The sequence below is a fragment of the Halomonas sp. 5021 genome, from assembly GCF_036663435.1.
GTDB lineage: Bacteria > Pseudomonadota > Gammaproteobacteria > Pseudomonadales > Halomonadaceae > Vreelandella > Vreelandella janggokensis.
In genome coordinates this window covers 259,756-283,685 of record NZ_JAXOVU010000001.1, presented here as the reverse complement: position 1 = coordinate 283,685, position 23,930 = coordinate 259,756, and the positions used below count along the sequence as shown (strand labels likewise).

The 23,930-nt window shown below is 57.0% G+C and carries 44 protein-coding genes; 30 read left to right on the top strand and 14 right to left on the bottom strand.

Translation table 11 applies throughout. The features are described from left to right. Positions 1 to 24: 24 nt before the first annotated feature. The 11 genes from R3F64_RS01485 to R3F64_RS01435 form a co-directional block, all read right to left on the bottom strand. A complete protein-coding gene (locus R3F64_RS01485; protein ID WP_332609370.1) occupies positions 25 to 225 on the bottom strand; it encodes a hypothetical protein in 201 nt (66 codons plus the stop codon). Further along, the gene (locus R3F64_RS01480; RefSeq protein ID WP_332609368.1) at positions 222 to 473 is read right to left on the bottom strand and encodes a hypothetical protein; all 252 of its coding nucleotides are present in this window, start codon (positions 471 to 473) and stop codon (positions 222 to 224) included. The genes R3F64_RS01485 and R3F64_RS01480 overlap by 4 nt, the downstream gene beginning before the upstream one ends. A 4-nt stretch (positions 474 to 477) precedes the next feature. Beyond that, the gene (locus R3F64_RS01475) at positions 478 to 711 is read right to left on the bottom strand and encodes a hypothetical protein (RefSeq protein WP_332609366.1); all 234 of its coding nucleotides are present in this window, start codon (positions 709 to 711) and stop codon (positions 478 to 480) included. Then, positions 692 to 859, bottom strand: coding sequence for a hypothetical protein (locus R3F64_RS01470; RefSeq protein WP_332609364.1), 168 nt, complete (start codon positions 857 to 859; stop codon positions 692 to 694). Before R3F64_RS01470 ends, R3F64_RS01475 begins: the two co-directional genes overlap by 20 nt. After that, entirely contained in the window at positions 852 to 1,091 is a 240-nt protein-coding gene (locus R3F64_RS01465) for a hypothetical protein (protein ID WP_332609363.1), read from the bottom strand. Before R3F64_RS01465 ends, R3F64_RS01470 begins: the two co-directional genes overlap by 8 nt. Before the next feature lie 323 nt (positions 1,092 to 1,414). Then, positions 1,415 to 1,645, bottom strand: coding sequence for a hypothetical protein (locus R3F64_RS01460; RefSeq protein ID WP_332609362.1), 231 nt, complete (start codon positions 1,643 to 1,645; stop codon positions 1,415 to 1,417). 25 nt (positions 1,646 to 1,670) lie between these two features. After that, positions 1,671 to 1,910, bottom strand: a complete 240-nt coding sequence (locus R3F64_RS01455; RefSeq protein WP_332609361.1) for a hypothetical protein — start codon at positions 1,908 to 1,910, stop codon at positions 1,671 to 1,673. 113 nt (positions 1,911 to 2,023) lie between these two features. Then, complete coding sequence (locus R3F64_RS01450) at positions 2,024 to 2,425, bottom strand: hypothetical protein (RefSeq protein ID WP_332609360.1); 402 nt, start codon at positions 2,423 to 2,425, stop codon at positions 2,024 to 2,026. Between the two features lie 186 nt (positions 2,426 to 2,611). Then, on the bottom strand, positions 2,612 to 2,986 hold the full coding sequence (locus R3F64_RS01445) for a helix-turn-helix transcriptional regulator (protein ID WP_332609359.1): 375 nt from the start codon (positions 2,984 to 2,986) through the stop codon (positions 2,612 to 2,614). Between the two features lie 177 nt (positions 2,987 to 3,163). Further along, entirely contained in the window at positions 3,164 to 3,388 is a 225-nt protein-coding gene (locus R3F64_RS01440) for a hypothetical protein (protein WP_332609358.1), read from the bottom strand. Positions 3,389 to 3,528: 140 nt separating this feature from the next. Beyond that, positions 3,529 to 4,233, bottom strand: coding sequence for an XRE family transcriptional regulator (locus R3F64_RS01435; protein WP_332609809.1), 705 nt, complete (start codon positions 4,231 to 4,233; stop codon positions 3,529 to 3,531). Between the two features lie 91 nt (positions 4,234 to 4,324). Here R3F64_RS01435 and R3F64_RS01430 point away from each other — a divergent pair, with 91 nt between their 5' ends. Further along, complete coding sequence (locus tag R3F64_RS01430) at positions 4,325 to 4,537, top strand: transcriptional regulator (protein ID WP_332609356.1); 213 nt, start codon at positions 4,325 to 4,327, stop codon at positions 4,535 to 4,537. A gap of 111 nt (positions 4,538 to 4,648) precedes the next feature. Continuing rightward, positions 4,649 to 4,825, top strand: a complete 177-nt coding sequence (locus R3F64_RS01425; protein ID WP_332609354.1) for a hypothetical protein — start codon at positions 4,649 to 4,651, stop codon at positions 4,823 to 4,825. Here R3F64_RS01425 and R3F64_RS01420 read toward each other — a convergent pair. Further along, on the bottom strand, positions 4,803 to 5,024 hold the full coding sequence (locus tag R3F64_RS01420) for an ECs_2282 family putative zinc-binding protein (RefSeq protein WP_332609352.1): 222 nt from the start codon (positions 5,022 to 5,024) through the stop codon (positions 4,803 to 4,805). The two genes, R3F64_RS01425 and R3F64_RS01420, sit on opposite strands and share 23 nt — an antisense overlap. Positions 5,025 to 5,195: 171 nt before the next feature. On the opposite strand from R3F64_RS01420, the gene R3F64_RS01415 reads away from it, so the two are divergent. From R3F64_RS01415 to R3F64_RS01345, 15 genes are all read left to right on the top strand, one after another. Continuing rightward, complete coding sequence (locus R3F64_RS01415; protein ID WP_332609350.1) at positions 5,196 to 6,110, top strand: replication protein; 915 nt, start codon at positions 5,196 to 5,198, stop codon at positions 6,108 to 6,110. Further along, a complete protein-coding gene (dnaB, locus tag R3F64_RS01410; protein ID WP_332609348.1) occupies positions 6,107 to 7,492 on the top strand; it encodes a replicative DNA helicase in 1,386 nt (461 codons plus the stop codon). The genes R3F64_RS01415 and dnaB overlap by 4 nt, the downstream gene beginning before the upstream one ends. A gap of 2 nt (positions 7,493 to 7,494) precedes the next feature. Beyond that, the gene (locus R3F64_RS01405) at positions 7,495 to 7,890 is read left to right on the top strand and encodes a hypothetical protein (RefSeq protein ID WP_332609346.1); all 396 of its coding nucleotides are present in this window, start codon (positions 7,495 to 7,497) and stop codon (positions 7,888 to 7,890) included. Continuing rightward, entirely contained in the window at positions 7,887 to 8,078 is a 192-nt protein-coding gene (locus tag R3F64_RS01400) for a hypothetical protein (RefSeq protein WP_332609344.1), read from the top strand. The genes R3F64_RS01405 and R3F64_RS01400 overlap by 4 nt, the downstream gene beginning before the upstream one ends. Then, complete coding sequence (locus R3F64_RS01395) at positions 8,075 to 9,379, top strand: DNA cytosine methyltransferase (protein ID WP_332609342.1); 1,305 nt, start codon at positions 8,075 to 8,077, stop codon at positions 9,377 to 9,379. Before R3F64_RS01400 ends, R3F64_RS01395 begins: the two co-directional genes overlap by 4 nt. Further along, positions 9,369 to 9,662 (top strand): helix-turn-helix domain-containing protein, encoded by a 294-nt coding sequence (locus R3F64_RS01390; RefSeq protein ID WP_332609340.1) that lies wholly within the window; start codon positions 9,369 to 9,371, stop codon positions 9,660 to 9,662. Before R3F64_RS01395 ends, R3F64_RS01390 begins: the two co-directional genes overlap by 11 nt. Then, entirely contained in the window at positions 9,659 to 9,916 is a 258-nt protein-coding gene (locus R3F64_RS01385) for a hypothetical protein (protein ID WP_332609338.1), read from the top strand. The genes R3F64_RS01390 and R3F64_RS01385 overlap by 4 nt, the downstream gene beginning before the upstream one ends. 116 nt (positions 9,917 to 10,032) lie before the next feature. Then, positions 10,033 to 10,539, top strand: a complete 507-nt coding sequence (locus R3F64_RS01380; RefSeq protein WP_332609337.1) for a hypothetical protein — start codon at positions 10,033 to 10,035, stop codon at positions 10,537 to 10,539. Continuing rightward, the gene (locus tag R3F64_RS01375) at positions 10,536 to 10,745 is read left to right on the top strand and encodes a hypothetical protein (RefSeq protein ID WP_332609335.1); all 210 of its coding nucleotides are present in this window, start codon (positions 10,536 to 10,538) and stop codon (positions 10,743 to 10,745) included. Before R3F64_RS01380 ends, R3F64_RS01375 begins: the two co-directional genes overlap by 4 nt. After that, complete coding sequence (locus R3F64_RS01370) at positions 10,742 to 11,161, top strand: DUF968 domain-containing protein (RefSeq protein WP_332609334.1); 420 nt, start codon at positions 10,742 to 10,744, stop codon at positions 11,159 to 11,161. Before R3F64_RS01375 ends, R3F64_RS01370 begins: the two co-directional genes overlap by 4 nt. Then, entirely contained in the window at positions 11,158 to 11,499 is a 342-nt protein-coding gene (locus R3F64_RS01365) for a hypothetical protein (RefSeq protein WP_332609332.1), read from the top strand. The genes R3F64_RS01370 and R3F64_RS01365 overlap by 4 nt, the downstream gene beginning before the upstream one ends. Then, complete coding sequence (locus R3F64_RS01360) at positions 11,496 to 11,702, top strand: hypothetical protein (protein ID WP_332609330.1); 207 nt, start codon at positions 11,496 to 11,498, stop codon at positions 11,700 to 11,702. Before R3F64_RS01365 ends, R3F64_RS01360 begins: the two co-directional genes overlap by 4 nt. After that, positions 11,702 to 12,052, top strand: a complete 351-nt coding sequence (locus R3F64_RS01355) for a hypothetical protein (RefSeq protein WP_332609329.1) — start codon at positions 11,702 to 11,704, stop codon at positions 12,050 to 12,052. Before R3F64_RS01360 ends, R3F64_RS01355 begins: the two co-directional genes overlap by 1 nt. Beyond that, complete coding sequence (locus R3F64_RS01350; RefSeq protein WP_332609328.1) at positions 12,045 to 12,296, top strand: hypothetical protein; 252 nt, start codon at positions 12,045 to 12,047, stop codon at positions 12,294 to 12,296. The genes R3F64_RS01355 and R3F64_RS01350 overlap by 8 nt, the downstream gene beginning before the upstream one ends. Beyond that, complete coding sequence (locus R3F64_RS01345; protein ID WP_332609327.1) at positions 12,293 to 12,931, top strand: hypothetical protein; 639 nt, start codon at positions 12,293 to 12,295, stop codon at positions 12,929 to 12,931. Before R3F64_RS01350 ends, R3F64_RS01345 begins: the two co-directional genes overlap by 4 nt. Positions 12,932 to 13,017: 86 nt before the next feature. Here R3F64_RS01345 and R3F64_RS01340 read toward each other — a convergent pair whose 3' ends face one another. Next, the gene (locus tag R3F64_RS01340) at positions 13,018 to 13,230 is read right to left on the bottom strand and encodes a hypothetical protein (protein ID WP_332609326.1); all 213 of its coding nucleotides are present in this window, start codon (positions 13,228 to 13,230) and stop codon (positions 13,018 to 13,020) included. Then, the gene (locus R3F64_RS01335; RefSeq protein WP_332609325.1) at positions 13,227 to 13,685 is read right to left on the bottom strand and encodes a hypothetical protein; all 459 of its coding nucleotides are present in this window, start codon (positions 13,683 to 13,685) and stop codon (positions 13,227 to 13,229) included. Before R3F64_RS01335 ends, R3F64_RS01340 begins: the two co-directional genes overlap by 4 nt. Before the next feature lie 167 nt (positions 13,686 to 13,852). Between R3F64_RS01335 and R3F64_RS01330 the strand changes: the two genes are divergently transcribed. The 13 genes from R3F64_RS01330 (at position 13,853) to R3F64_RS01270 (ending at position 23,908) form a co-directional block, all read left to right on the top strand. Then, positions 13,853 to 14,410 carry a glycoside hydrolase family 24 protein gene (locus tag R3F64_RS01330; protein WP_332609324.1) on the top strand — a complete coding sequence of 186 codons (558 nt, stop codon included), beginning with the start codon at positions 13,853 to 13,855 and terminating at the stop codon, positions 14,408 to 14,410. Continuing rightward, positions 14,410 to 14,727, top strand: coding sequence for a phage holin family protein (locus tag R3F64_RS01325; protein ID WP_332609322.1), 318 nt, complete (start codon positions 14,410 to 14,412; stop codon positions 14,725 to 14,727). Before R3F64_RS01330 ends, R3F64_RS01325 begins: the two co-directional genes overlap by 1 nt. Then, a complete protein-coding gene (locus R3F64_RS01320) occupies positions 14,724 to 15,182 on the top strand; it encodes a 3TM-type holin (protein ID WP_332609320.1) in 459 nt (152 codons plus the stop codon). The genes R3F64_RS01325 and R3F64_RS01320 overlap by 4 nt, the downstream gene beginning before the upstream one ends. A gap of 97 nt (positions 15,183 to 15,279) precedes the next feature. Further along, entirely contained in the window at positions 15,280 to 15,837 is a 558-nt protein-coding gene (locus R3F64_RS01315; RefSeq protein ID WP_332609318.1) for a hypothetical protein, read from the top strand. 4 nt (positions 15,838 to 15,841) lie between these two features. Next, positions 15,842 to 17,047 (top strand): phage terminase large subunit family protein, encoded by a 1,206-nt coding sequence (locus tag R3F64_RS01310; RefSeq protein ID WP_332609316.1) that lies wholly within the window; start codon positions 15,842 to 15,844, stop codon positions 17,045 to 17,047. Between the two features lie 15 nt (positions 17,048 to 17,062). Continuing rightward, positions 17,063 to 18,463, top strand: a complete 1,401-nt coding sequence (locus R3F64_RS01305; protein ID WP_332609314.1) for a DUF4055 domain-containing protein — start codon at positions 17,063 to 17,065, stop codon at positions 18,461 to 18,463. Positions 18,464 to 18,554: 91 nt separating this feature from the next. Continuing rightward, complete coding sequence (locus R3F64_RS01300; RefSeq protein ID WP_332609312.1) at positions 18,555 to 18,803, top strand: hypothetical protein; 249 nt, start codon at positions 18,555 to 18,557, stop codon at positions 18,801 to 18,803. 65 nt (positions 18,804 to 18,868) lie between these two features. Further along, the gene (locus R3F64_RS01295) at positions 18,869 to 20,845 is read left to right on the top strand and encodes a hypothetical protein (protein ID WP_332609310.1); all 1,977 of its coding nucleotides are present in this window, start codon (positions 18,869 to 18,871) and stop codon (positions 20,843 to 20,845) included. Between the two features lie 3 nt (positions 20,846 to 20,848). Beyond that, complete coding sequence (locus tag R3F64_RS01290) at positions 20,849 to 21,049, top strand: hypothetical protein (protein WP_332609308.1); 201 nt, start codon at positions 20,849 to 20,851, stop codon at positions 21,047 to 21,049. Between the two features lie 94 nt (positions 21,050 to 21,143). Beyond that, complete coding sequence (locus tag R3F64_RS01285; protein ID WP_332609306.1) at positions 21,144 to 21,833, top strand: hypothetical protein; 690 nt, start codon at positions 21,144 to 21,146, stop codon at positions 21,831 to 21,833. A gap of 13 nt (positions 21,834 to 21,846) precedes the next feature. Further along, on the top strand, positions 21,847 to 22,857 hold the full coding sequence (locus R3F64_RS01280; protein WP_332609305.1) for a hypothetical protein: 1,011 nt from the start codon (positions 21,847 to 21,849) through the stop codon (positions 22,855 to 22,857). A 350-nt stretch (positions 22,858 to 23,207) separates the two neighbouring features. Continuing rightward, the gene (locus tag R3F64_RS01275) at positions 23,208 to 23,717 is read left to right on the top strand and encodes a hypothetical protein (RefSeq protein WP_332609303.1); all 510 of its coding nucleotides are present in this window, start codon (positions 23,208 to 23,210) and stop codon (positions 23,715 to 23,717) included. Positions 23,718 to 23,767: 50 nt separating this feature from the next. Then, positions 23,768 to 23,908, top strand: a complete 141-nt coding sequence (locus tag R3F64_RS01270) for a hypothetical protein (protein ID WP_332609301.1) — start codon at positions 23,768 to 23,770, stop codon at positions 23,906 to 23,908. Positions 23,909 to 23,930: the final 22 nt, after the last annotated feature.

Sequence of the window (23,930 nt, the reverse complement as noted above, 5' to 3'; positions counted from 1 at the left end):
GTGTTAGCGCACGAAAGGGGCTTTTTATTTGCCCGGCGCTTTAACCTGACCGCTGCTAATCCTGTTAATCAGTACGCTGATCTGCTTAGCGACTTCGAGCGCGCGGTGATAGTCGCCGTTGTTGATCGCATGGGTGAGGTCTACCAGCTCGCCGTCCTCGTACTCCATAAACAGGTCTTTCAGCGTGCTGGCCTGGCCGGTGTCTGTTGATCGTTGCGCGGTCACAGCTCACCCCGCTGCACTTTCTCGCTCCACTGCTTGATCCATGACCGGACAACCGTGCTGTCGGCCTGCTGTAGCAGATAATCGAATAGCTCTTGCTCCATAAAATCGCTGCGGGCGTAGTCGATGAATGCCTCAGCGGCTTGCTTGTCGCCCTCATCCAGCGACTGCTCCGGCGTCGGCTCCTGGTCCGGATCAAACTGCGGATAAATCACGCGGCTTTGGTCGGGTACACGTAGTGCTGTGTTCATGTCGTTACCTCGCTGGACGTAGGCCGGGGCAGTGTTCCTCGGCAACGTTCTTAAAATCGCTGTGACCGTTGAGCTTTTCAGTCGGCACACCGCGCGCCACTTCCGCTTCGTACTGCGCTACCCGCTCGCAATACCGCAGGTGTTCGCGCTGCGTGGCTTCGTAATCGGCGTTGCCTGCCCAGGCCATGGCGGTGACAAGGCCTAGAATGGCGATGACGCTAAGCGTTTTTCCGTTCATTGCGCGTTACCTTCTTGATCAGTTCGATAGGAAAGCCGCGACGCTTAGCGGCTCGCTTGGCGTCCTTTCGGCTACAAAAAAGCCCCAGATGGGGCATTGGTGTAATGGTGTCTAGGTAGTAATCGCAGAGTATCCAGCGGCTAGTCATCGGCGCGCTCCTTTTCTCGATTGCGAATGAAGCCCATCACATCGCCGCGATGACGCTTACCCTCATACATAAACCGCGTGGTAGAGGGCCAGTAATCAAGGCGCTTGCCGTTAAGCATCCGTGACCAGTGGTATTCGGTGTGCTGCGTCCAGCCTGCAGGGTCGGCTTTCGCCAAGTTGTTCTGCTTTCGCTGCTTGTGATATTCATCAAGCGCACTAAAATCATCAGCCATGTCGCCCATAAATCACCTCTCATAGAATTAGGCGCGCCGCCTCGTCGCTCTCGCAGTGCCAGTGCAGTGAGTCGGTTAGGGGAAGCGGCGCGGGCATGGCAGCTCAGTGAGAAGCCATGCCAATAAAAAACCCCTCGGCTGAGGGGCGAATGCTTGCTCTTCCTTAAGCGGACACGTGATGCGGATGCATCGGTGGAGCGCCCTGTGAAGACGTCGCATGTCCGCAGTCAGTTGAAAACGGCACCGAACCAGGACGCTCCCCGATGCCCTCGAATTCTCAGCCCAAGGGCAGGCTTTAGGCCGCGTTTACCCAGCGGAACGGGCTACTGCTCTTTACGCGCACCGTTCGACTTAAACTCTCGACCAATGCGCTTGCCTTCTTGCTGTAGCCATCTGCCAAGTTGGCGAAGCTCTTTCGGTGTCATGCTGTGAAGCATCCCGACCTCGAGGCTGACAATCTGCCAAGGTCTGCGCGTCTCCTCTTTCGCTTTCTGATCAATTACAAGCGAGACATCCAGATAATCATGCTCAACTTCTTGCGTTACGACGCCCATATACCCACCTCCTGTTGATTAGCGGCTACGCGCCTTTAGGCTCAGGCATCCATCCAAGCGCTCGCTGTTCTGTGATGTGCGAAACTGCGTCGCCATCGCACAAATGCTGCCATGCGCCGCAATTCGAGTTAACGCTGTAAGGCTTTACCCACCTACATAGGCGGTACCAATTGCCGTCCTCATCGCGCTCTTTGACGATGATTGCCGTGCCATCTCTTGGCGCTTCATCCATTGGCCTTAATCGAAATTCTGTTTGTTCGCTCATGCCGCTCTCCTGTGATCGTGATCAAACATCGAGGTAGCGGCTGCCCGAAGGAACGACCGCGAATCCGCAATCTTATCAACCGCTACGTCGATGCCCGCTCAGTGAACGGGCTTTTATTGACCGAGCAAGTCAGCCTCTATTGCCTCCGCCAAATTGGCGTAAAGCTCACCTCTGTTTTTCTGGCGAGTAAAGCGAGCAATCGGGATAGTTCCTCGAACTACCTCAAACGTGTCGCTAACTTTCTTTCGCTTGATCCAGTAGGCAGAAGAGCAAAGGTGCTGTTCTTGCCCCGGCCATGCGATACGAAACCAATCGTCTTTGGTCGTTTTGCCGTGCTCAAAAGTCGCGGCAACAATGTCGCGTAGCCTGCGCTCAACTGGCATCGGTAGTTGGCCAAAACTTCTCGCCTCTGAAATGTTCGCTGCTCGCTGGGCGTCAATATCTTCATGGATATTGCGATTAATAATGCCGATGCATTTATTTAAGCCTTGGCAGGCTTGGGCTAATTGGTTCATGTCATTCTCCTGTTTCATCCACCAGCGCCCTCAAGGAAGGCGCTGTAAGATGACCTGATACTTCGACAGCCTCAGGTAGGCGTACTCCTAGCGACCTCTCGTGAGATGCAATCCCCTACGGGCGGCTAGGCTTATCAAATTGTTAAAGAGCGTCCACATTGCCCGGTGGTGCGGGTGTTGCTACTGCTAGGCGACGGTCTGAACCTGCTCCGCCTTTCGTGCCATGCGAGTCTTGCCAGCTCGGCGCATCGCATCGTCTGTGCCTGTGAGCATTGCTGCAGATAACAGCAAGCACATGGCGGCTTTCCCTGCGTATCGAATCCATCCCTTGGCCTGGGCCAGCGCTACTGCTGCTGTGCCCCTGGTCACGCCGAGGCGGTCGTAAGCTCGTTTGAGCCCTTTGCTTACCGTTTCCGGTGAGCGCCCTACCGCCTTGGCTACTTCCTTGTGATTCATTCCGTTGGCAACGCACAGCAGATAGGTGGCTTCCATGCGGGTCATTCCTTCGCTGCCCTTGGTGGTTTCGATCTCTGCCACCCACTCGCCTTGTGTGATTTCCATGTCGCTGGCCTTCTGCTGTGCCGTTGTGTGAGTTAAATATAGGCAATCCTATAAACACGGTCAATAGCTATCCCTATATTTTTTATCAATTCCCTATATTTTACTTTCTTTGCCTATACTTACAGACACAAAAAACCCGCCTCATGGGCGGGTTGAGCTATTTGCTAAGTGGTTTTGCTAGCCAGCGATCATTCTAGCAGCGGTGAAAGCAATCCCGGCGGTTAGACCAACCATGGTAAAAGAAGTAGCCACGTACCACTTCACCATAGTCGACTCCAGCTTGCTCAGGTCGGACTTGGTGGCACCGTGGGTCTCTATGGATTGCACGGTTGCCTCTATCCCAGCCAAGCGCTCACGAATATCTGGGACGGCTTTTTCCAGGGCCTCTATGCGCTTTTCCATATCATTGCCTCCAGGCGGTCCACCGCCAGAATTTGGCTTATCTGGGGGTATTTTAGCACCATTACGGCGTCCCTCGCCTACTGTGCGCATTTGATTTGCAGTTCTCGTCAGAACATGGCGAGATTTTGGCTTCTTAGCACTCAATCAAAATTCTCCCACCAGAAGACCTTGCCGATGATCTTGGGAGCGTCGGGGTCTGCGAGACTATAAACCTCTTCTGGGTATTCATCTGAGTTTTCGCTAACGACGCGCACGCGGTTCAACGGAAGGCGGTAAAGCTTTTTAACTCGCAGCATGCCGCCATGGTCCAGGGCGTAGATTTTGCCGTCTACAATGCCCTGGCAGCCCTTGTCGATCCCTAATGTGGCCCCGTCGTGAATAGCTGGCATCATTGAGTCGCCTTTTGCTACCGCTAAGGCGGCGTTGTGAGGCTGAACGCCTTGGCGGGCCAATCGTGGCAAGCTGAAACGCTCCTGAGCGCCGTGATTCTCAATTACCTGCGTAGCGCCGTCACCTGCGGCAAACTCCACTTCTCGCAGGATGGGAAGCCACACCTCGTCGCTACGTAAGGGCTCGTCGCCCTCAATGACCTCGATGTCCATCATCTCGGCGTTGCTATCAGGTAGCGACTGTTCAGCATCAAGCATATCGCCGACGCCCGTGGCTAGCCATCGGGCATTCACCTTGCACACCTCAGCTATCTGCACGAGGTAAGCGCTAGACCGCGATTCGCCGCGCTCCAGTTCTGAAAGAGTGGGCTGCTTTATGCCGATGGCAAACGCCAGCTCTTTTTGATTCATCCCTATGCGCTTGCGGGCGCGCTTAACCCGATCACCGATGCTCATAACTGAGAAATGTATAGGCGAACCTATACTGTTGCAAAAAGGAGTTCCTATGCCTACTATATAGGCATTCCTATCTATGCAGGCTGTCATCATGCTTTCACCTATATCCAAGCTCATCGCCCATTTCGGCACCCAGGAGCGCACTGCAACCGCATTGGGCGTTAAGCAGGCGAGCGTTTCCGGCTGGGTGAGCGGTAAGCACGGCATGTCCGAGCTTCATGCAATTAAGGCCGAAAGGGCTACTGAGGGTGCGATCAAGGCGTCAGAGCTTTGTCCGCGATTGGCTGACGTGGATGCCGCCTAATTCATAGGAATCACTATAGGCCAGCCGTTATAGGTGCGCATCGCCCATGATTGGGCTGGAAAAACATACAGGTAGGTGGGCAGACGCCCAAAACGACAACCGGAGGTAGGTATGGCCAAGCAATCACGACTCGAACTCAAGCTCGAACCCACCGAGCTGTTCTGCCAAGTACGGGAGCGGCTGGCGTCAGGTATCGAGGAGCTAGCCGAGGAAGGCGAAACGCTTTCCGGCGACCAGCTCCGCGAGTTGGCGAAAGACGTTCGCTCTATCGGCCTCTCGGCTTCGTGAAGCCGCCTTTGCCGCCGAATTTGCCGAAGACGTCGCTGGCAGCGTCCTGCGCCGCCTTCTCCATGTCGTCCAGGCATTGGCGCTTGGTGCCCAGCTCGGCATTGCAGCCAAGGCAAACGACCTGTTCGTCGTCAGATTCGGGGATATCGAAGGTGTCATGCCCGCAGTCGGGGCACCGGAAAGAGGGGTTACCGGACATTGCAAGTTCTCGCTGTGTTGCTGCGTGGAAACTTCAGCATAGCGCGGAACGAGTCACCTGCGAAGTGGTGAGGCAGCCGGGGCAGACCGGCATGGTAAACGCAAAAAGCCCGGCGCGCTGGGGAGCGAGAACCGGGCTTTAAACCACATCAACTTGATAGGAAACATTCTAATGCAAACCGCCGACATATACCAGTTTCCCAATCGCCCCGATGGCGAAGTCAGGGAGAAGCGAGGCCCGCAGGTGGAGGATGGTTACACGCGCATCGCTAATGAGCTGTACGAAGTGGTCAACAACGGGCACTCCTGCCCTGTCAACGTTCGCCACCTTCGTATCATCCATGCGCTTATTCGGCGCACCTATGGGTTTAACAAGACCATGGACGCAGTAGCGGACACTCAGTTAGCTGCTGATACCGGCATCCCGCGCAACAAGGTCAACGTGGCTAAGCATGAGCTGATCGCCATGAATGTGATCAGGCTTTCAGACGATGGCCGCAAGCTGGGCATAAATAAAGATTACGCCTCCTGGGACTTCACAAAGCGCCCTGAAAAGAAAGCGCCAAAGCCCAAAACCAAAATGGGTCAAAATGGTAACGGTGTTACCAAAATGGTCACTTCAGACGTTACCAATTCGGGCACACACAAAAGACAGAAAGACAGTAATACCTCTACTGACGTAGAGGAGCGTATCGGCGAGCCGAAACGCGAAGCCGCGGTTGGCCAAGATTCAAAACCAGAACCCAAGCTGCCCGACTGCCCGCACATGGAGATCATCGACCTGTGGGCCGAGATCATGCCTGACAAACCCCAGCCCTCGAAAAACATGTGGCAAGGCACCGAGCGAGCCCGCCACCTCGCAGCACGCTGGAAGGCTGGGTTCAAGATCAAGCATGAACGCACTGGCGAACCCCTGTACACCGACTTGCAAAGCGGTCTCGACTGGTGGGGCCGGTTCTTCCGCTTCCTGCGTAAATCCGAATTCCTGATGGGCGATAACCGCTGGTTCAAGCTGGCATGGGTCGCCAAGCGCGAAAACTTCGTGAAGATCATGGAAATGGATTACCACGACGGGGGTGAATCATGAGCCTCTACAGCCTCGAATCAGAGCAAAGCGTCATCGGCGCGTGCCTGCTCGACAACCGCTTGATCGACAGAATCACAGACATCGTTGCCGCGGCGGACTTCTCCTCGCTTGAAAATCAGATCGTCTGGTCGACCCTGCTCCGACTTCGCAATGCTGGGCAAGCCTGTGATGTGGTGACCGTTTCCGAGCGGCTTGAGACAGACCAGACCTATGACGATGTGGGCGGGCTGACCTACCTGGCCGAAATCGCCCGCAACACGCCCAGCGCATCGAACGCGCTTTCCTACGCCAACATCGTTGCCGACTTGAGCGGCCGCCGCAAGCTGCTGGGCGAGCTGACGAACATCGAAGCAATGACCGGCGACAAGGGCCGCAACCTGCTGACCATCGTTGATGACGCCCAGGGCCGACTGGCACGCCTGATCCGCGCTGATGCAGATCAAGCAGGCCCAATGTCCGCGGACTTGGCCGACATGCTGGACGAGATCGACCGCAAGTGGAACGGCGAAGCCGACGCCATGGGTCTAAGTTTCGGCCTAACCGACCTAGACCGCCGCACGATGGGGATGCACCCAGGCCAATTCATTCTGGTGGCTGGCAGGCCCGCCCAAGGCAAGACCGCGTTTGCGCTCAACATCATGCGCGCCTGCTGTGTTCGCGATAAGCGACCTGCCCTGATTTTCAGCATGGAGATGGACCGCAAGGCGCTGCGCAACCGGATGACCGCCGCGGTTGGCAACCTACCACTGCAGGCCATCCGTGACCCCAAGCAGCACATGACCGACGAGCTGTGGCCGAAAATGAGCTACGCCGTGCAAGGGCTGAAGGATGCACCGCTGATCGTTGATGACCGGGCGGCCATGACGCCAAGTCAGATCCGCGGCGCGGCAAAGCGCTGGCGGGACCACTACGGCGACCTGGGCGTGGTGATGGTGGACTACCTGCAGCTCATGAAGGCTGACGGCAAGCACGGCAACCGCGAGCAGGAAGTGGCGGAAATGAGCCGGTCGATGAAGACCATGGCGAAAGAGCTGGGCTGCCCCGTGGTGGCGCTTTCCCAGCTCAACCGCTCACTTGAGCAGCGCCCCAACAAGCGACCGATGATGGCCGACCTTCGCGAGAGCGGCAGCTTGGAGCAGGACGCCGACTTAATCCTCTTTCTGTACCGGGACGAAGTCTATCACCCGGATAACGAAGCCAGCCGCGGCGTGGCGGAAATCATCATCGGCAAGCAGCGGGAAGGCGACACAGGGACGGTCTACGCCCGCGGCCTTCTGGCTAACGCTCGCTTTGATGACCTGGATCATTCGGTAGTAAGCGCAATGGTCGAGGCCTCAAAGCCTCAGCCGCGGAAACAAAAATCAGCCATGGCGGAGTTTTGATCATGAAGAAAATTGCTTCCTTTCCCGAATCTGCCGCTATGGCAAAGACGCACCCAACTCCGTCGCTGATGGCTCAATTCGTCATCAAATCATGCGGTCGAGATATTTACGTCAATCAGGCGTCCGGCCCGATGGTTCGCATTAGCTGGCTTGATGACCACTCTGCCTGGAAGGCCTGGAGCTTTATCGAAGCAGTTCAGCGTGATGCTGGCGATGCAATTTCCAAGGCGGTTCGCAGCGTTTCAATCAATCACGACGACACAGCCGCAACAGTATTTGTCGATCACTCCGACTTGGATAAATGCGGCGCTCAAATGCCCGATTCGTTGGCCTGGATGACCCGCTTTGACGAATCGCCGTATTTCGTTCAGTGCGTCGTCAAGGAGTGCGAATCATGAGCCTAAGTATCAAACAGCGCGCCCAGCTCCGCACCAAGGGCATCATCGTTCGAATCGAGTACGCCAGCGGCACCGTCCTTTGCTCCACGCCCGAGGGCGACCGCTACTACGCCGCCGGGGATTTAAAGCAGCTAGCGAAGCCTGGGTTTTGTGACCGGCTGACGGCCTGGATTGGGGGTGCGGCATGAGATACGGCAGCGTTTGCAGCGGCATCGAAGCCGCCTCAGTAGCCTGGGAGCCGTTAGGCATGACGCCCGCATGGTTCTCTGAAATCGAAGCGTTTCCCAGTGCTGTACTAGCCCACCACTGGCCTGACGTTAAGAACCTAGGCGACATGACCAAGATAAGCCGCCGCATCCTCTTGGGCGAGATTGAAGCGCCTGACGTTCTGGTAGGCGGCACGCCCTGCCAAGCGTTCAGCGTCGCGGGTATGCGGGAAGGAATGGCCGATGCGCGCGGCCAGCTAACAATGAAATACGTGGAGCTAGCCAATGCAATCGACACTGTTCGAACTCGGGCCGGAAATGCCGAAGCCGTCATCGTCTGGGAAAACGTCCCAGGCGTCCTCAGCGACAGGCAAAACGCCTTCGGATGTTTTCTTGGCGCGCTCGCTGGGGAAGATCGCGAATTGCAGCCTTCAGGGAAAAAATGGACGAACGCTGGTTGTGTGTATGGACCCCAAAGAGCAGTCGCATGGCGGGTTCTTGACGCCCAATATTTCGGAGTGGCCCAACGACGCCGCCGTGTGTTCGTTGTCGCAAGTGCTAGAGCAGACTTCGATCCCGCAGCGGTACTTTTTGAGCGCGAAAGCGTGCGCCGGGATACTCCGCCGAGCCGAAGCCAGGCGCAAGACGCTACCCAAGATGCTGGAGCAGGCTTTACAGCATCAAGCTTTGGTCAATACCAACCAGGCGTAGGCACGCTTAGATCGCAGGGCGGTGATATTGGCGGAGGGTCGGAAACAATAGCGGTTCACCCTCACTGCATAGGTCGAGCTGCCACTGCTGGCCCGCAAGGCAAAGAGTATCTGGAAGATGGCGCGGCATATACCTGCGATGCGCGTGGCGTCGCGCAAGCGGTTGCATGCACCGTCGCTCTACGAGGCCGTGAAGGCGGCGCCACTGCCGAGCTAGGCGGCGAAATTGCTACCGCGTTGCGCGCCTCTACTGGCGGCGGTGACAAACCTCATATTCTGACTGTTCACGGCACCCAAGACCCCTGCGTCAGCGACAGCACGGCATTTTCTTTGGGTCGCAACAATGGCGGAGAGAATGCCGTATTGAATGACCTAGTCGTTCGCCGCCTAACTCCTACGGAAGCAGAGCGCTTACAGGGCTTTCCTGATTCGCACACCGCCGTCCTCTACCGCAATAAACCCGCTGCCGATGGCCCGCGATACAAAGCAATTGGAAACTCGATGGCTGTTCCTTGCATGGCATGGATCGGCTCTCGCCTCACCGCGCTTATGGGGGTGCGTCATGCCAGTTAACTACGAGCTGTGGCAGCCATGGGAAGACGAGTTCGTGATGGAGGTTTACCCGTTGCGCGAATGGAGCATTCCCCAGATCGCCGAGAAGCTAGAGCGGACGCACCGGGCGCTTGAAGCTAGAGCGCTAAAGCTAGGCGTGCAGCGGCCAAGAGGCTTGGATTATGACGCTATCGCCCGCCTTTCAAAAGACGGCCTACCAATCAGAGACATTGCCCAGCGGCTCAACTACTCGACCCAGGCCGTTCGCTATGCGCTGAAAGTGATTGCGAGGGAGGCGGCATGAAACCACTAGAACCCAACTGCCTCGCCTACGTCACCGGCGGCCCTGACTCGGGCATCACAGTTACCTGCCTGCAGTACGCAGCGCCGGGATTCAAGTACAGCCCGCTGAGCAGCAGTGATGTTATCGAAACGAACGAGCCCGGCTGGATTGTTCAGCACCCCGACAACGTGACGGCGATACATGCCGAGCGTGACCTGATGCGCATCGACGGCAGTGCAGAAGCCGAGCAAAAGCAGGAGGCCCGCCATGCCTAGATTCAAGCATCCGCCGTTCCTGTGCCCAGACGGCAGCAATCCGTGCGGCAAATGGGGCTATTGCGCGTACTGCCCTCACGACAAGAAGGCGAAGAAGAAAGAGCGCGAGGTGGAGCATGGGTAAGCAACCAAAGCGCTACGCCGTCACAGCCAGCACCATCGAGGAAGCCCTGGGCGCGCTCGCCAGAATGCCGGGTATGTTGACACAGGCGTTTTCCCGCTGGAAGCGCGTGCGCCTGGTGGTCGAGGAAGCCGAAGACGAGCGCACGCTGAACCAGAACGCCTTGCAATGGAAGTGGTGCCAGGAAGCCAGCCAACAAGGCGACCAGAGCGCAAGCGAGTATCAGGCGTGGTGCAAGCTGCACATCGGCATGGACATTCTGTGCCGCGATAGCGAGGACTACGCCACCGCCTGCCGCAACGTGCTGGGCAGCCTGACCTATGAGCAGAAGCTGGCATTGATGCGCCACCCCTTTGACTGGCCGGTCACCAGGGCGATGACCAAAAAACAGCTCACGGAATACCTCGACCGTGTATGGCAGCACTTTACCGCTCTGGGCATGCGCCTGACTGACCCGGGGCTGAAAGGGATTAACGCAGACGAATATCGGGAGGTGGCATGAGCAGCTTAGGCAGCGCATGGATGGGGCTCATCAATCAGCTTAATCGAATTGGCTCTAGTCCAGCGCCCAAGAAAATCGAGCTATCGCAAAATCTTATCAGGGTGTCCGAAGGGCCAGGGCAGATTAATCGCGGCTGCCGTGCCATGGGCCTTAAGTATTTAGCCGAAGCGGTGGTAGCCAAAGACCGCAAGGAGCGAGGCCAATGAAACGCACTCCATTGGCCCACAAGTCGCCGCTCAAAAACAAAGCGCCCATGGCCCGCAAACCCATTAAGCGGAAAGCCACGCGCAAGCAGAGCACCGACAAGCGCTGGCGTAGCGAAGCCTATCTGGTGTTCGTGCGTTCGCTACCGTGCTGCAATTGCCAAGGGCCGGGCCGCGACCCGCACCACGTCATCGGCCTTCACTGGGGCTTGTCCGGTCAAGGCTTAACGGCCCCTGACAGCTTCGCTATGAGCTTGTGCCGTGAATGCCATGACACAGTGCATCGCTCGCCAGAACTGCAGCAGATGCAACCGCAATGGCTGCGCACCACGTTACGCGCTGGCTTAAAGCAATTCACTGGCGAGGCAGGCGAGCAGCTATTACATGCGCTGGCATTTTTGGAGGCCCAAGAACAATGAGCAGAGAAAACCACCAACCACCAGCTAGAACGCCGCCGCCCGTTTGCTGCAATAACCACAAGGTGAATTGCGGATGCTGGCTTGGCCGCGGCTATTGCGCTGAATGCCCGAACAAGCCTGCAGCGAGCGAAAAGCACAGCAAATACCACCGCGAGATAAAGCCCGGCGTATGGGTTGATTGCTATGACGTTATCAAGGCATGGAACGTCAACAACCCGGCGCTGCAACACCTTCTCAAAAAGGCGATGGCACCGGGTCAGCGTGGCCACAAAGACCTCATGACCGACCTTGACGACATCATCGCCAGCGCAAAGCGGGCCAAGGAGTTGGAGCAATGATCATGATCGATTCGAAGGCTGGGCAGCGTTTTGCCAGAGCATGCCATGCGTATGAGCAAGCGGAAGAAGCGTGCGCTAAAGAGCCTTTCAGCGTTCAGCGGGATTTAGATATTGAGCGCGCAGAGCAAGCGCTACTTGTCGAGGCTGTGCAGCTAGGCAAGCAGCTAATGGAAGACGGCCACCACTTAGCCGAGGACTACTGATGCCAAGACGCGCCGCAAGGGTAGACAGTAACCAAGCCGAGTTGGTCAAGGTAATGCGTAAGCTGGGAGCTAGCGTCGAAATCACCAGCGGCGCGCATGACGGCTTTCCTGATGTGGTTGTCGGCTGGGGTGGTGTCACCGTGCTGGTTGAAGTTAAGGACGGCGACAAGATCCCGTCCAAGAGAAGGCTAACACCTGATCAAGTTGTTTTTCATGAGCGCTTCAAGGGGGCCGTCACCGTGATTGAGACAGAGCAGCAGGCTGTCGAGCTAGTTAATCGGATTCGTCGCTTGGCGGGCATGATTGGGCCCGCTAACTGGAATCTAGGTGCGGTGGCCAGCAATGGTTGAGCGCCCAACTGCATGGCCGGACGGTCGCCCGCTAGGCGGCACCAATGGCTACCCGCCCGAGTGGCACGAATGGGCCGCCGAGTGCCAGGTGAAGTACGTAGCAAGGCAGATGCTAGCGGCACGCAAAGAGAATCGCCGCGGCATTCACGAGCAATGGCTGAAAGTATTCCCGCACGCAACGCAAGACGCGGTGAAAGCCGTTTGGGATGAAGTGATTCAGGAAAAACGACAGGGGGCGGCATGATTACTAACGATCCACGGCTAGCATGGGTATTGGCGCGTGACGATGGATTGCGCAGCCAAGGCGTTATCAGCATGGAAATGGCAGAGCTAGGCTGCCGCGTTGATTGCTCGGTGAAAGGTGGCGTCGGTGCTGGGTCTAATGCTGAATACGCAGCGGTCAATACGGCTATCGAGCGAATGGATCTACCTCGCCAATCAGTGGGCGACTTTCTAAACTGCCGGGGCTCGCTGAATGATGCGTCAATGCGTAAAACTGCCACGCTGGCCGCCCTCTCTGTCTCGCAAATGGCAGCCAAGCGTTTGCCGGGATTCTCGAAGTGGTCACCAGCACGGCAGCAAATGCTCTATTGGGTCGCTCTGGCAGCGATTGAGCGTTGCTGGGTATGTTTGCACGACGTACCGGAGAAGATCGACCACAAGGGCAGAGAGGAAGGTCGAACCCTTAACGAGCCTTGGAAGATTGGCAAGTGGCTACGCGGCAAGCATAGTCAATCACTCGACCTAAAGCGCTGGGGCGAGCAATGGGCTAAGCCCTGGCAGCTACTGCAAGACGTGGCGTATGAGCTAGATGATGCTGGCCAGGTTGAGATAGAGGAGCTATTGGGCATTAAGCGGCGATTACAAAAAGCATCTTGATACTTGCCACCCTGTGCGATATGGACTATGATATTCCTAAGCTGTTACAGCTACGCTTAATCAGCACCTAATTCAAAGCCTCGCCCTCACCGGCGGGGCTTTTCTTTTGCTATCTGCTCAAGCATGACCTGCATGCCGTAACTCATGGCCTTATCACCGCGCAGCACTGCGTTGATGTACTGCCGAGTCATACCCATTCGCCGGGCGAGCTCCGGCTTTGACTCAGCGCAGGCCTTGAGCGCTTCGGCGATCAGCTCTTTTGCTTTCGTTGTGTCGTGATACTTCTCTGCATCAATCATTCTGCCAGCAGCTCTGATTCGCGGCCCATCATGCTGACCATGTAAGAAGTGCCTTGCTCGTCTTCGACTTCAACAGCACGAAAGCCAAGGATTTGAGCAGCGCGAGCGGTGAATACTTGAACGTCCCAGCTAGCATCAGCCATGTCTTCTGGCTCAATGTCGAGATCCATATCAAAAATGCTTTTGCTTTCGTCGATCAGCGCTTCGGCGTCGTCTTCGTCGATATTTAGTTTTTCTGCTAACTCGGCAACTAAGTCAGTTAGCTTCTCGGCACCGTCATGATAGAAAAGCTGGCCCGCTTCGATGATCGCATCGTCTTCAATCTCGATGCTGTAGGTAACGTGCTCGCCAGCCGTCATCACATACGCTTCATCAGCGAAGAACAGAAACTCGCCAAAACGACCAAATGAGTTGATTTCAGTGATTTCGCTTGGGCTGGTGTGAAGTAGTTTCATGTCTGTTCTCCTTGGCTGATGTGATCAGTATACGGAAACTTAGTTTCCATAGCAAGTCCTTTTCTGAATTATTTTATGTCGCCCTCCGGCCTTGAACCCCGGAACCTATGGGGCGGCGCTCATACCATGCCTCGCTTATGCGGGGCTTTTTTGTTTGAGGTTCCGCTATGCCGCGCATTACTGCTAAAGACGCGGGTAGCGTCAACTTATGTGCTTTTCTGGACATGCTCGCGTTTGCCGAGATCGGTCCGGCCATGCTCGAAAAGAGCGACGACGGCTATGACGTCCTGGTGGGCTCGCTGCCCAACGCAATGAGCACCTTCGACGGTTACGGCGACCACCCGCTGCCCAGCAAGCGCGATGCCATCGAGTACGCGCCCGGCGTATGGTCTACGGCTGCCGGTCGGTATCAAATCCTTTCCCGCTACTGGCGTCACTACCGCGACCAACTCGGCCTGCCCGACTTCGGCCCGGTTAGCCAGGACCGCTATGCCATTCAGCAGATCAAAGAGCAGCGAGCGATCGACCTGATCCATGACGGCGATATTACCGAGGCCATAGGCCGCTGCCGGAATATCTGGGCCAGCCTGCCCGGTGCCGATTATGGCCAGCATGAACACGCCCTGGGCGACCTGATACACGAATACGTGAAGGCCGGGGGTACGCTGAGTGGCGAGGACAAGACGTGGTACGAGCGGGCTGAGTTACAACGAGGGGGCGCGTGATGCCATGGAGAAACACAGGTTGGCTTCAGGAAGCACTGCTGGCGATTACGCTAGCGGGAGCAGTATTTATGGGATTCATCGCTAAGGTTGCCGCCGAGATCAAAACCGGTGAGCGGGACAGGTTCTTTACGAAGCGCTTACTGCTTGATGTCCCGGCGCTTATCGTCATGTGCGTTATCGCCGCTGGCATCAACATCTGGTTCGAGCTAGATGGGTGGCCATCGACGGCGGTGGCGGTTATCTGCGGATGGGTAGGCCCTCGCGGTATCGACATTATTCTTATGGCGGTTGCTGACCGCGTGAGGGGTGCTAAATGAAGCTGGTTTCTAAAGCTCTGGGTGCTATCACCGGCCCGCTGTTCGGCGTGATCGACAAAGCTGTCACCGATAGAGACGAAGCCAACCGCCTAAAGCAGCAAATCCAATCCCAGCTTATCGACTCCAAGGATAGCGTCGTCAAGGCGCAGATGGAGATTATCCTGGCGGAAGCTCAGGGCGAAAGCTGGGCACAGCGCAATTGGCGTCCCGTATTGATGCTAGTGATCGTCGCCATTATCGCGAACAACTACTTGCTGGCTCCCTACCTGGGCGCGATGTTTGGCGTGGGCTTAATGCTCGACCTACCAGAGCCTTTATGGAATCTGATGACGCTGGGCGTTGGCGGCTACGTTGGGGCGCGTACAGCGGACAAAGGCATTAACGCTTGGCGCGAAGTGCAGGCTGAGCGAAACCGCGCGCAGACGAGCCTCTACCGTGAAGCTGACACCAAGTAGACGCACTTACGCCTGGCTGCGCCTCCGCTACATCGTGGCCGTGTGGCTGCTGTCGTGTTACTGGCATCGTAAGCGCAAACATTGAATAGGTAACCAAATGGCTAAGAAGTCGCCCGATTGGGAGGCCATCGAGTCGGCCTACCGGGCTGGCTCCTTGTCCATCCGAAACATTGCAGAGAAGCACGGAGTAAGTGATACCGCTATTCGTAAGCGAGCTACCAAGCATGGGTGGCAACGTGATCTAACCGAGCAGGTGCAGAAAGCCGCTCGGGATAAGTTAGTTCGCAAGAAGGTTCGCGAAGCGGGTTCGCAGGAGCAGGCGCGAACCGATGCAGAGATTGTCGAGGAGGCTTCAACCGAAGCGGCCTCCGTTGTCCTGGCCCATCGGCAGAACTTGGCGCAGTGGCGAGGCATCACCAACAAGCTACTTCTTGCCCTGGGCGCCATGGATGTAGATGAATCCAACCACAATGACTTCGCCCGCTCGCTGAACGCTGGCGTTGATGCCCAACTGAAAGTCATCAAGGGCGAGCGCCAGGCGTACAACCTGGACGAGCCGGGCGGTGGTGAAGATGACCTTGAGCGCGTCGAGCGCGTGGAGATAAGCATTGTCGGGCAGGACGCTACAGATCAAGGCGACGAAGCCTCAGGCTGAGTTCATGACGCTCAAGGCCAAGTATCGCCTTTTTTGTGGCGGCTTTGGCTCGGGCAAATCGGAAACCATGGCGAGCGCGTCAATGATCGACGCCAGCCAGGCGGCCAGTATTCTTGTCGGGCTTTACGCGCCCACGTTTGACCTGGTGCGGCTCATTACGGCGCCGCGCATACAGTTGAAGCTGGCTGAGCATGGCATTGCTCACCGCTACAACAAGAACGACAACGCCATCTACACCAGCGCGCCAGGCTTTGGCGACTTCATCATGCGCACGATGGACAATCCCGAGCGCATCGTGGGCTATGAGACATACACCGCCCACGCGGACGAGCTGGACACGCTAAAGACCGAGCAGGCCCGGCGCGCCTGGAACCAGATCATTGCCCGTAACCGGCAGCGCCCCAGAGGCGTGGTCGAGCCGTTCAACCAAGCCAGCGCTTACACCACGCCGGAAGGTTTCAAATTCTGCCATGAGCGCTGGGTGGCCAAGCGTGGCGACTCTTACCAGATGGTTCAGGCGGCAACGTACTCAAATCCGTACCTGCCTGTTGACTACATCGACAGCCTGCGCGAGTCGTATCCCGCCGAGCTGATCGACGCTTACATCGAAGGCAAGTTCGTCAACCTGACGACTGGCACCGTTTACAGCGCTTACGACCGTGACCGCTGCCGCAGCTTTGAGACGATCAAGCCAGGCGAGCCGCTGTTCATTGGTCAGGATTTCAACGTAGGCGCAATGGCCTCCACGATCTACGTGCGCCGCCCTAATGGCTGGCACGCTGTCGACCAGTTGACTGGCATCTACGACACGCCTGCGCTAATCGAGACGCTAGGCGAACGCTACGAAGGCCACAAGCTGACCATCTACCCAGACGCCTCAGGCAAGAGCCGCAAGACGGTGAATGCCTCAACGTCAGACATCGCGCTGCTTCAACAGGAGGGCTATCGCGTCAAGGCGCCGAACAGTAACCCGCCCGTTAAAGACCGCATCATGTCGGTCAATGGCGCGCTTAGCCGTGGCGAAATGTGGGTCAACGACCGCAAATGCCCCGACGTCGCCGCATGCCTTGAGCAACAAGCCTTCGATAAGAACGGCGAGCCCGACAAGCAAGGCGGTTTTGACCACCAGAACGATGCCACCGGCTACCCGATGGCTTATGAGCTGCCTATTCGCAGGCCCGTTGCAACAGTCGGCCGCATCCAGTTTTGACGATAAGGAATCACCATGCCCGTCGATACCCTCCATCCCAGTTATGAAGCGCACGAGCAGAAAGCGCGGCGCGTGCGGGATGCCGTCGCCGGGTCTGACGCTATCAAGGGTCGCGGCTTCTTGTATCTGCCGCATCCCCAGGAAGAATACGAAACGCTCACTGGTGACGCTAAGAAGATCGCTGACACGCGTTACAAGGCGTACAAAGAGCGCGCTGTCTGGGTAGGTGTCACCCGCAGCACGCATGATGGCCTGCTGGGCGCAGTGTTCCGCCGTGACCCTGAGGTAACGCTGCCCTCGCCCATTGGTTACATGGAGGAGGACGCAGATGGCTCGGGCATGTCGCTTGTTCAGTTTGCGCGGGGCAATGTGTCCGGCTTGATGACCAGTGGCCGCCACGGCGTGTTGGTGGATTATCCCGAAGCCGAGGACGGCTTGACCCGGGAGCAGACGCAGGGTATGAAGGCGACGCTTCGCCACTACTCAAGCCCGAGCATCGTCAACTGGCGCCGCGATGGCGAGACGTTGGTGCTTGTAGTGCTGCGTGAGCCCTGGGCCAAAGACGTCGACGAATTCGAACAGGATTGGGACTGGCAGTATCGCGTCCTGCGCTTGGAAGACGGCAAGTACACTCAGCAGGTCTATCGCGATAATCAGCCAGCAGGCGAGAAGGTCATGCCGCGTCAGGCGAACGGCTCGCCCTGGCAGGAGATCCCGTTCCAGTTCCTCGGCACCGTGGACAACAACGAGACGCCAGATCCGCCCCTGCTGTTGGACATTGCCGACCAGAACATTGCCATGTACCGCAACAGCGCCACGGTTGAGGAAGCGGCGCACATTTGCGGGCAGCCGGTTCTACACATCGACATCGGCGAAACGTCCACTGACGAATGGACGGAGCTTAACCCGAACGGCATCAGTATCGGTGCTCGTCGAGGCGTGCAGACGCGAGGTGGCGGCACGATGGCCATGGTGCAGGCCGAAGAGCGCAATCTGCCCCTGAAGCTCATGGAGCAGCGCCGAGAGGATATGGTTGCTCTGGGGGCCAAACTGATCGAGCGTGGCGCATCCAATGAAACCGCAGAATCAGTTCGCGAGCGCAGTGGTTCCGAGTCGGCCAATCTGTCTAGTGTGGCGGGCAACGTCTCCGATGGCATCCGCAACGTTCTGGAGTGGTCGCTGGCCTTCATGGGCGGATCCGGTGAGATCGAGTTCGAGTTGTCGCGTCAGTTCTATGACGTCACTGCTGACCCGCAAGACGTTATGGCCCGCATTCAAGAGCTTGATCGTGGCCTGATCGCCAAGAGCGACTACCGCACCTGGCGGCGGAAGACGGGTGGCATCGAGCCGGATCGCAGCGACGAGGATATTGACGCTGACGTTGAGGCTGGCGGGACTGCCATAGGGGCGCTGTGATAAAATCAGCTTGTGGCTAGGCCTGTACAGCCGAAAAGCGGTAACGCCTACCGCCTGCCACACCTCCAAGGCGATAGCGAGAGGCGACGTTATGACCGATAAGGAATTACTGGAGCGTGCTGCCAGGGCTGCTGGATACAACTTCGATGGCAACCTGAAGCACGACAGGTACAGCAGCAATATTTGGGACCCGCTTTTTGACGACGGTGATGCGTTTCGGCTGATGGTTGCTTTAGGTATCAGTCCAAAGTTTGATGGCTATGCAGATATGGCCACGCAAGACGAGCTAAGCAAAACCCGCCGCGCCATCGTTCGAGCCGCCGCTGAAATGGCCGGCTAGATTGCAACAAGAACACCACTAGCCCAGCTATAACGCTGGGCTTTTTTACGCCTGGAGCCTGACCCATGACGGCAGACGTAAAGTTATTGGAAAGGCTGGTCAGGCATCAAATCCTCAATCAGCGCTTTGCAGGCGGCCAAATCAAGGCCGCCCTTCCCATCATCCGCCAGCTCGCAAAAGACCTGCGTAAGCGCATCCAGTCAGCCGAGGCCACCGAGTTCCAGATGGGCCGCATGGTCGCCCTGGAGCGCGATATTCAAGCGCTGGTCGCCACCGCTACCGGCGACATTCAGGGCGTGCTTGAGCTTGAAGACTTTGCCGTACAGGAAGCCGAGTTCACGCAGAAGCTGCTAGGCGCATCGGTGTCGATCGATCTTGCCGAAGGGCTGGACCTTGATGCTATTCGCGCGATCACCACGCGCCGGAAGTTACGCCTGGTCAGCGGCGATACCGTTAAGAATCTGACGATCCCTGAAATGTGGGACGAGTTTAGCGAGGCCGCTGGGCGTGATGCCATGCGTGTCGTGCAAGCGGGTGTGCTTGAGAGCAAGACGCAGCAGCAAATGGCGAGGGGCGTGGCCGAACTGGTCACTACCCGCAGCCGCAGACAGGCAGAGACGGTCGTTCGCACGGCGGTCAACGGCATAGGCGGCGCTGCCCGCAACGAGGTCTATGGCGCAAACCGCGACATTCTGGAAGGTGAGCGTTTCCTGGCCACTTTGGATTCATCCACCACATACCAATGCGCAGGGCATGACCAGTCCGTTCATCCGCTAGGCCGTGGCCCTATGCCGCCGCTACATTTTGGATGCGTCCTTCCTGATTGCGACGTAACGCCCAGTGGCGCTATCTCGTACGTTACGAAACGGCCATTCAATGGTGAAGTGATCGTCATCCGAACGCTGGGCAATCGCGAGCTGACCGTTACTGGCAATCATCCGGTAATGACGGATAGGGGATTCATCCCGGCCAAGCTCCTCAAGCAAGGCGACCGCGTGGTCAGCAGTCTCGGCACTGACTCCTTGAGAGCGAGCAGCAATGACGACCAAGTGGAATCCGTTATTGAGGATCGTTTTGATGCGCTCCTCAGCTCTGGCCGCATGCAGCCCGTTCCAGTGCCATACGCCCCCGAAGATTTCCACGGCGACGTTACCGAAGAGGAAGTCGGCGTTGTACTTGTCGATAGCGAACTGTCGGATGCCATGGTATCCACGCTCGCGCATCAATTCGTCAAACGTTTCCTCAAGGTAACTGGATCGAGAGCTTTGGTTGGCGAATCTGCTGGCCGCGAGTTTGCGGAGTTCGTCTTCAGTTTTTACATGGCCGAGAGATGCGGCGTGAGCTTTGGCGGTGAGTCTAGCGACCTCCTCAGGGCTCGCATTATCCATGCGGGCCTGCTGCTGCTCGGACCGGTTGCGGGGCTTACGCCCAGAATCAATCAGCAGGTTATTGATGACGCTGGCAGAGACACCAAGCTCTTTGCCAATGCCGACCGAACCCCTGCCCGCCTCCCACATGCTGATGACCATATCGGCATCGAGGGATTTATGTCGGGGCTTTCTACTGGTGTCGACGCCGTGCTCTTTGGCGGCTCGGTAGCAGACGGAGCGGCTGATGCCAGTTATGCGGGAGACTTCCGGGGGCTTTACCCCTTGACGGAGGAGCTCGACACAGTGAGCGAGGTCGGCAGAAGGAGTTTTAGCGGTCATGTGTTTAACCTTATGTGCGGAGACGGAGTTTATTCTGCATCCGGCATTATAACACATAACTGCCGAAGCATTCGCGTGCCAGTAATTAAGGAGGAGTATCGCATCGCCACGCAAGGCGAGCGCGCCTCCATGGATGGTCCGGTAAGCAATCAGCTCACTTATGGCGGATTCCTTCGTAATCAGTCGAGAGAGTTTCAGGATGACTATCTAGGGCCACGCCGTGCCGAGCTGTTCCGCTCAGGCCAGATCAAGATCGACCAATTCACCGACGACATGGGCCGCACATTGACGCTTGACCAACTCCGGCAGCGTTACGACCTCACGATGGAGTAAATCATGGATAACTATTCAGACATTGAGCTGCTAGCCGAGCTTGTTAAGCGCAATCTACAGCGCGTAACGGTCGCACCGGCAGCTCGCCAGTACGCAACGCCGCACAGTGACCTATGTATCGGTATCGGCGCAGACCATACGGCTGATATCACGATGGATGATGATGCGCTAATGGAGCTTCGTCGTCTGACTCCTAACGCTTAACACCACTAACCAGAATCAACACAGCCCTGCTCTCGAGCGGGGCTTTTTTATGGGCGCGCGGGGCGCGTCTGAACCAACGCTCGGGGAGCGACTGATGGCACTTAAGTTTGAAATCACCAAGGAAGAATTCGAAGCGCTCGACGAGGCGCAGCAAGCGCTTTATGCCGCGAAAGGCGACGGCTACCAGCTTGAAGTCGAGGGCATCGACGACGGCGCGGAGCTGAAAGAAGCCTTGCGCAAGGAGCGTGAAGAGCGCGCCGAGGCCAAGCGCAAGCTGAAAGAATTCGAATCCGACGCTGAGCGCAAAGAGCGCGAGCGCTTGGAAAAGCAGCAGGAATGGGAGCAGCTAGCTAAGAGCGAGCGAGAGCGCGCAGAGAAGACAGACAAGGAGCTGGCCGAGCTACGCGACAAAGTAGCGAACAGCGCCCGCGATAGCGAAGCGGCCACCATCTGTGCCGGACTGATCGACAAAGAGGCAACCGGCGGCGTTCAGCGCTACAACCTTCTGACCAAAGAAGCCAAGCAGTTCATCAGTCACACCCCAGAAGGCATCAAGATCAATGGCCCAGATGGCGAGGCGTGGAGCGCCAAGCAGCTGGGCGAGCACCTATCACAGCAATACCCATTCCTTGTGGATGGCAGCAAGGCGAGCGGGGGCGGCGCCCCAGGCTCGAGCGGCGGCGGGGCCGTCACGAAGAAGCTCAGCGACATGAACGACGCCGAGCGGCTCAAGTTCAAGCAAGACGATCCCGAGGGCTTCCGAAAAGCCCTGCAAAACCGATAAGAGGTAATACCCGATGGCTACCGTACGCCTATCCGATGTTCAGTTTGATCCCGATGTTTACCTGTCCTACGTGCAGGAAGACCGCACCGCCAAGAACGCCTATATCGCGTCTGGCGTTGCAGTTACTAACCCGCAGCTCCAGGCCCGAGCCAATGGCGAAGGCGAAATTACCACCATTCCTTACTGGAAAGACCTCAACGCTGACAACGAGAACATGTCCAGCGATGACCCGGCAGCCTACGCCACCCCCGAGAAAATCGGCACCGGCAAAATGGTGGCCCGCAAGCTGTTCATCAACAACTCCTGGCAGTCTGCCAACCTTGTATCCAGCCTGACAGGCGGAGAAGACCCGATGCGCCAGATTGCATCGCGTACGTCTGCTTACTGGCAGGAGCGTTTTGCTGCCCGCATTCATGGCGCTACCCAAGGCATCTTTGAAGACAATGACGCTGGCACTGGCGACATGATCTTTGATGTAGCCGTTGAAGACTCCGCCGCTGTCACTGCTGACAACAAGTGGACGTTTGATGGCTTTGTTGATGCTCGCGCCACAATGGGCGAATCAGCAAGCGACCTTACTCTGCTGGGCGTTCATCCGGACACCATGACGCAGATGATCAAGCAGCAGGCCATCGAGTTCATTCAGGATGCGGATACTGGCGTCATGATCCCGACTTATAACGGCTACCGCGTCGTTGAAGACAAGAAGCTGCCGGTTATTGCCGGTTCCGTTTCTGGCTTCAAGTACGTGTCTGTGCTGTACAAGGCGGGCGCCTTTGGCTACGGCGAAGGCTCTCCGAAGTATCCGACCGCAGTCGAGATGGACGAGCTTGCTGGTAACGGCGCAGGCGTTGAAACCCTGGTTGAGCGTAAGGAGTGGCTGATCCACCCCGAGGGCTACCAGTGGACAGAAACCACTGTGACCGGACAGTCCCCTACCGCTGCTGAGTTTGAACTGGCGGCTAACTGGACGCGTGTGTTTGAGCGTGAGTCGGTCGGTATCGCCTTCTTTGTCCACAATTAAAGACAGATGTATTAAGTAAAACGTATTCGCGCTATGATTCCCCTGAGTAGTTTATTCAGGGGAATTTAATGACTAGCGTGCTTGCGGGATCAGTGTTTGGGGAGCTGACAGTCGTGTCGGTGTTTACCGGAACTCGCTCAAGCGGAAAGGCCAAATGGATGGCCTCATGCAAATGCTCTTGCGGGGCGATGATTGATGTTGAGAAACACAATCTAAAGACCGGCAACACGACTAGATGCAGGGCGTGCGCCAATGCCGTCAGAGGTCTGACAAGGAAAAGCCACGGCCATTCAGGTAATGCCGTTAGGTCAAGCCCCATAGAAAAGAAGTGTTATTACACATGGCAGGCTATGAAGCGCCGCTGTTACAGCCAGCTAGACAAGCGCTTTGCTGACTACGGCGGGCGCGGCATCAGTGTTTGTGATCAGTGGCGCGACTCGTACGAAGCCTTCTTTTCTGACATGGGCTTACCGCCAAGCATGGGCCATCAGATAGACAGGGAAGACAATGATGGGAATTATTCCCCAGAGAACTGCCGATGGATAACGCGCAAAGGTAATTCTCGAAACAAGCGCAATAGCCGTAATATTTCCGCCTTTGGAAGGGTTGCGACTATAGCTGAATGGGCTGAAGAAACAGGCCTGCTGCCCGACACTATTTCAATGCGGATTGCTCGTGGTTGGGATGGCGAGAAGGCGGTATCCAAAAGGCTTGCTAAGCCTGGAGGCGAAAAGCCTGTTAGCTGCCCGTCAGGGGATTTCCAGTCAGTGGCTGAGTGCGCAAGGTTCGCTGGGATGAGTCATTCCGGCATCCTTGGGCGCATATCCTCGCCAAACTATCCAGATTGGCGATACAAGTAAAACCCAATCAGGCCGCCATTGAGCGGCCTTTTTTATGAGAGGTAATTGACATGGCAGACGCCAACGAGAACAAACAGGCTGAAGGCCCAGCGCCTAAGCGCAACAAAGACGGCTTCATCCCCGGTCAGCGCGTGACGCAGAAAGAGATTGCAGAATATCGCAACAAGCAGCGTAAAGCCGCCAAGAAGTAATGTTACCGGGCGGTGAAAGCCG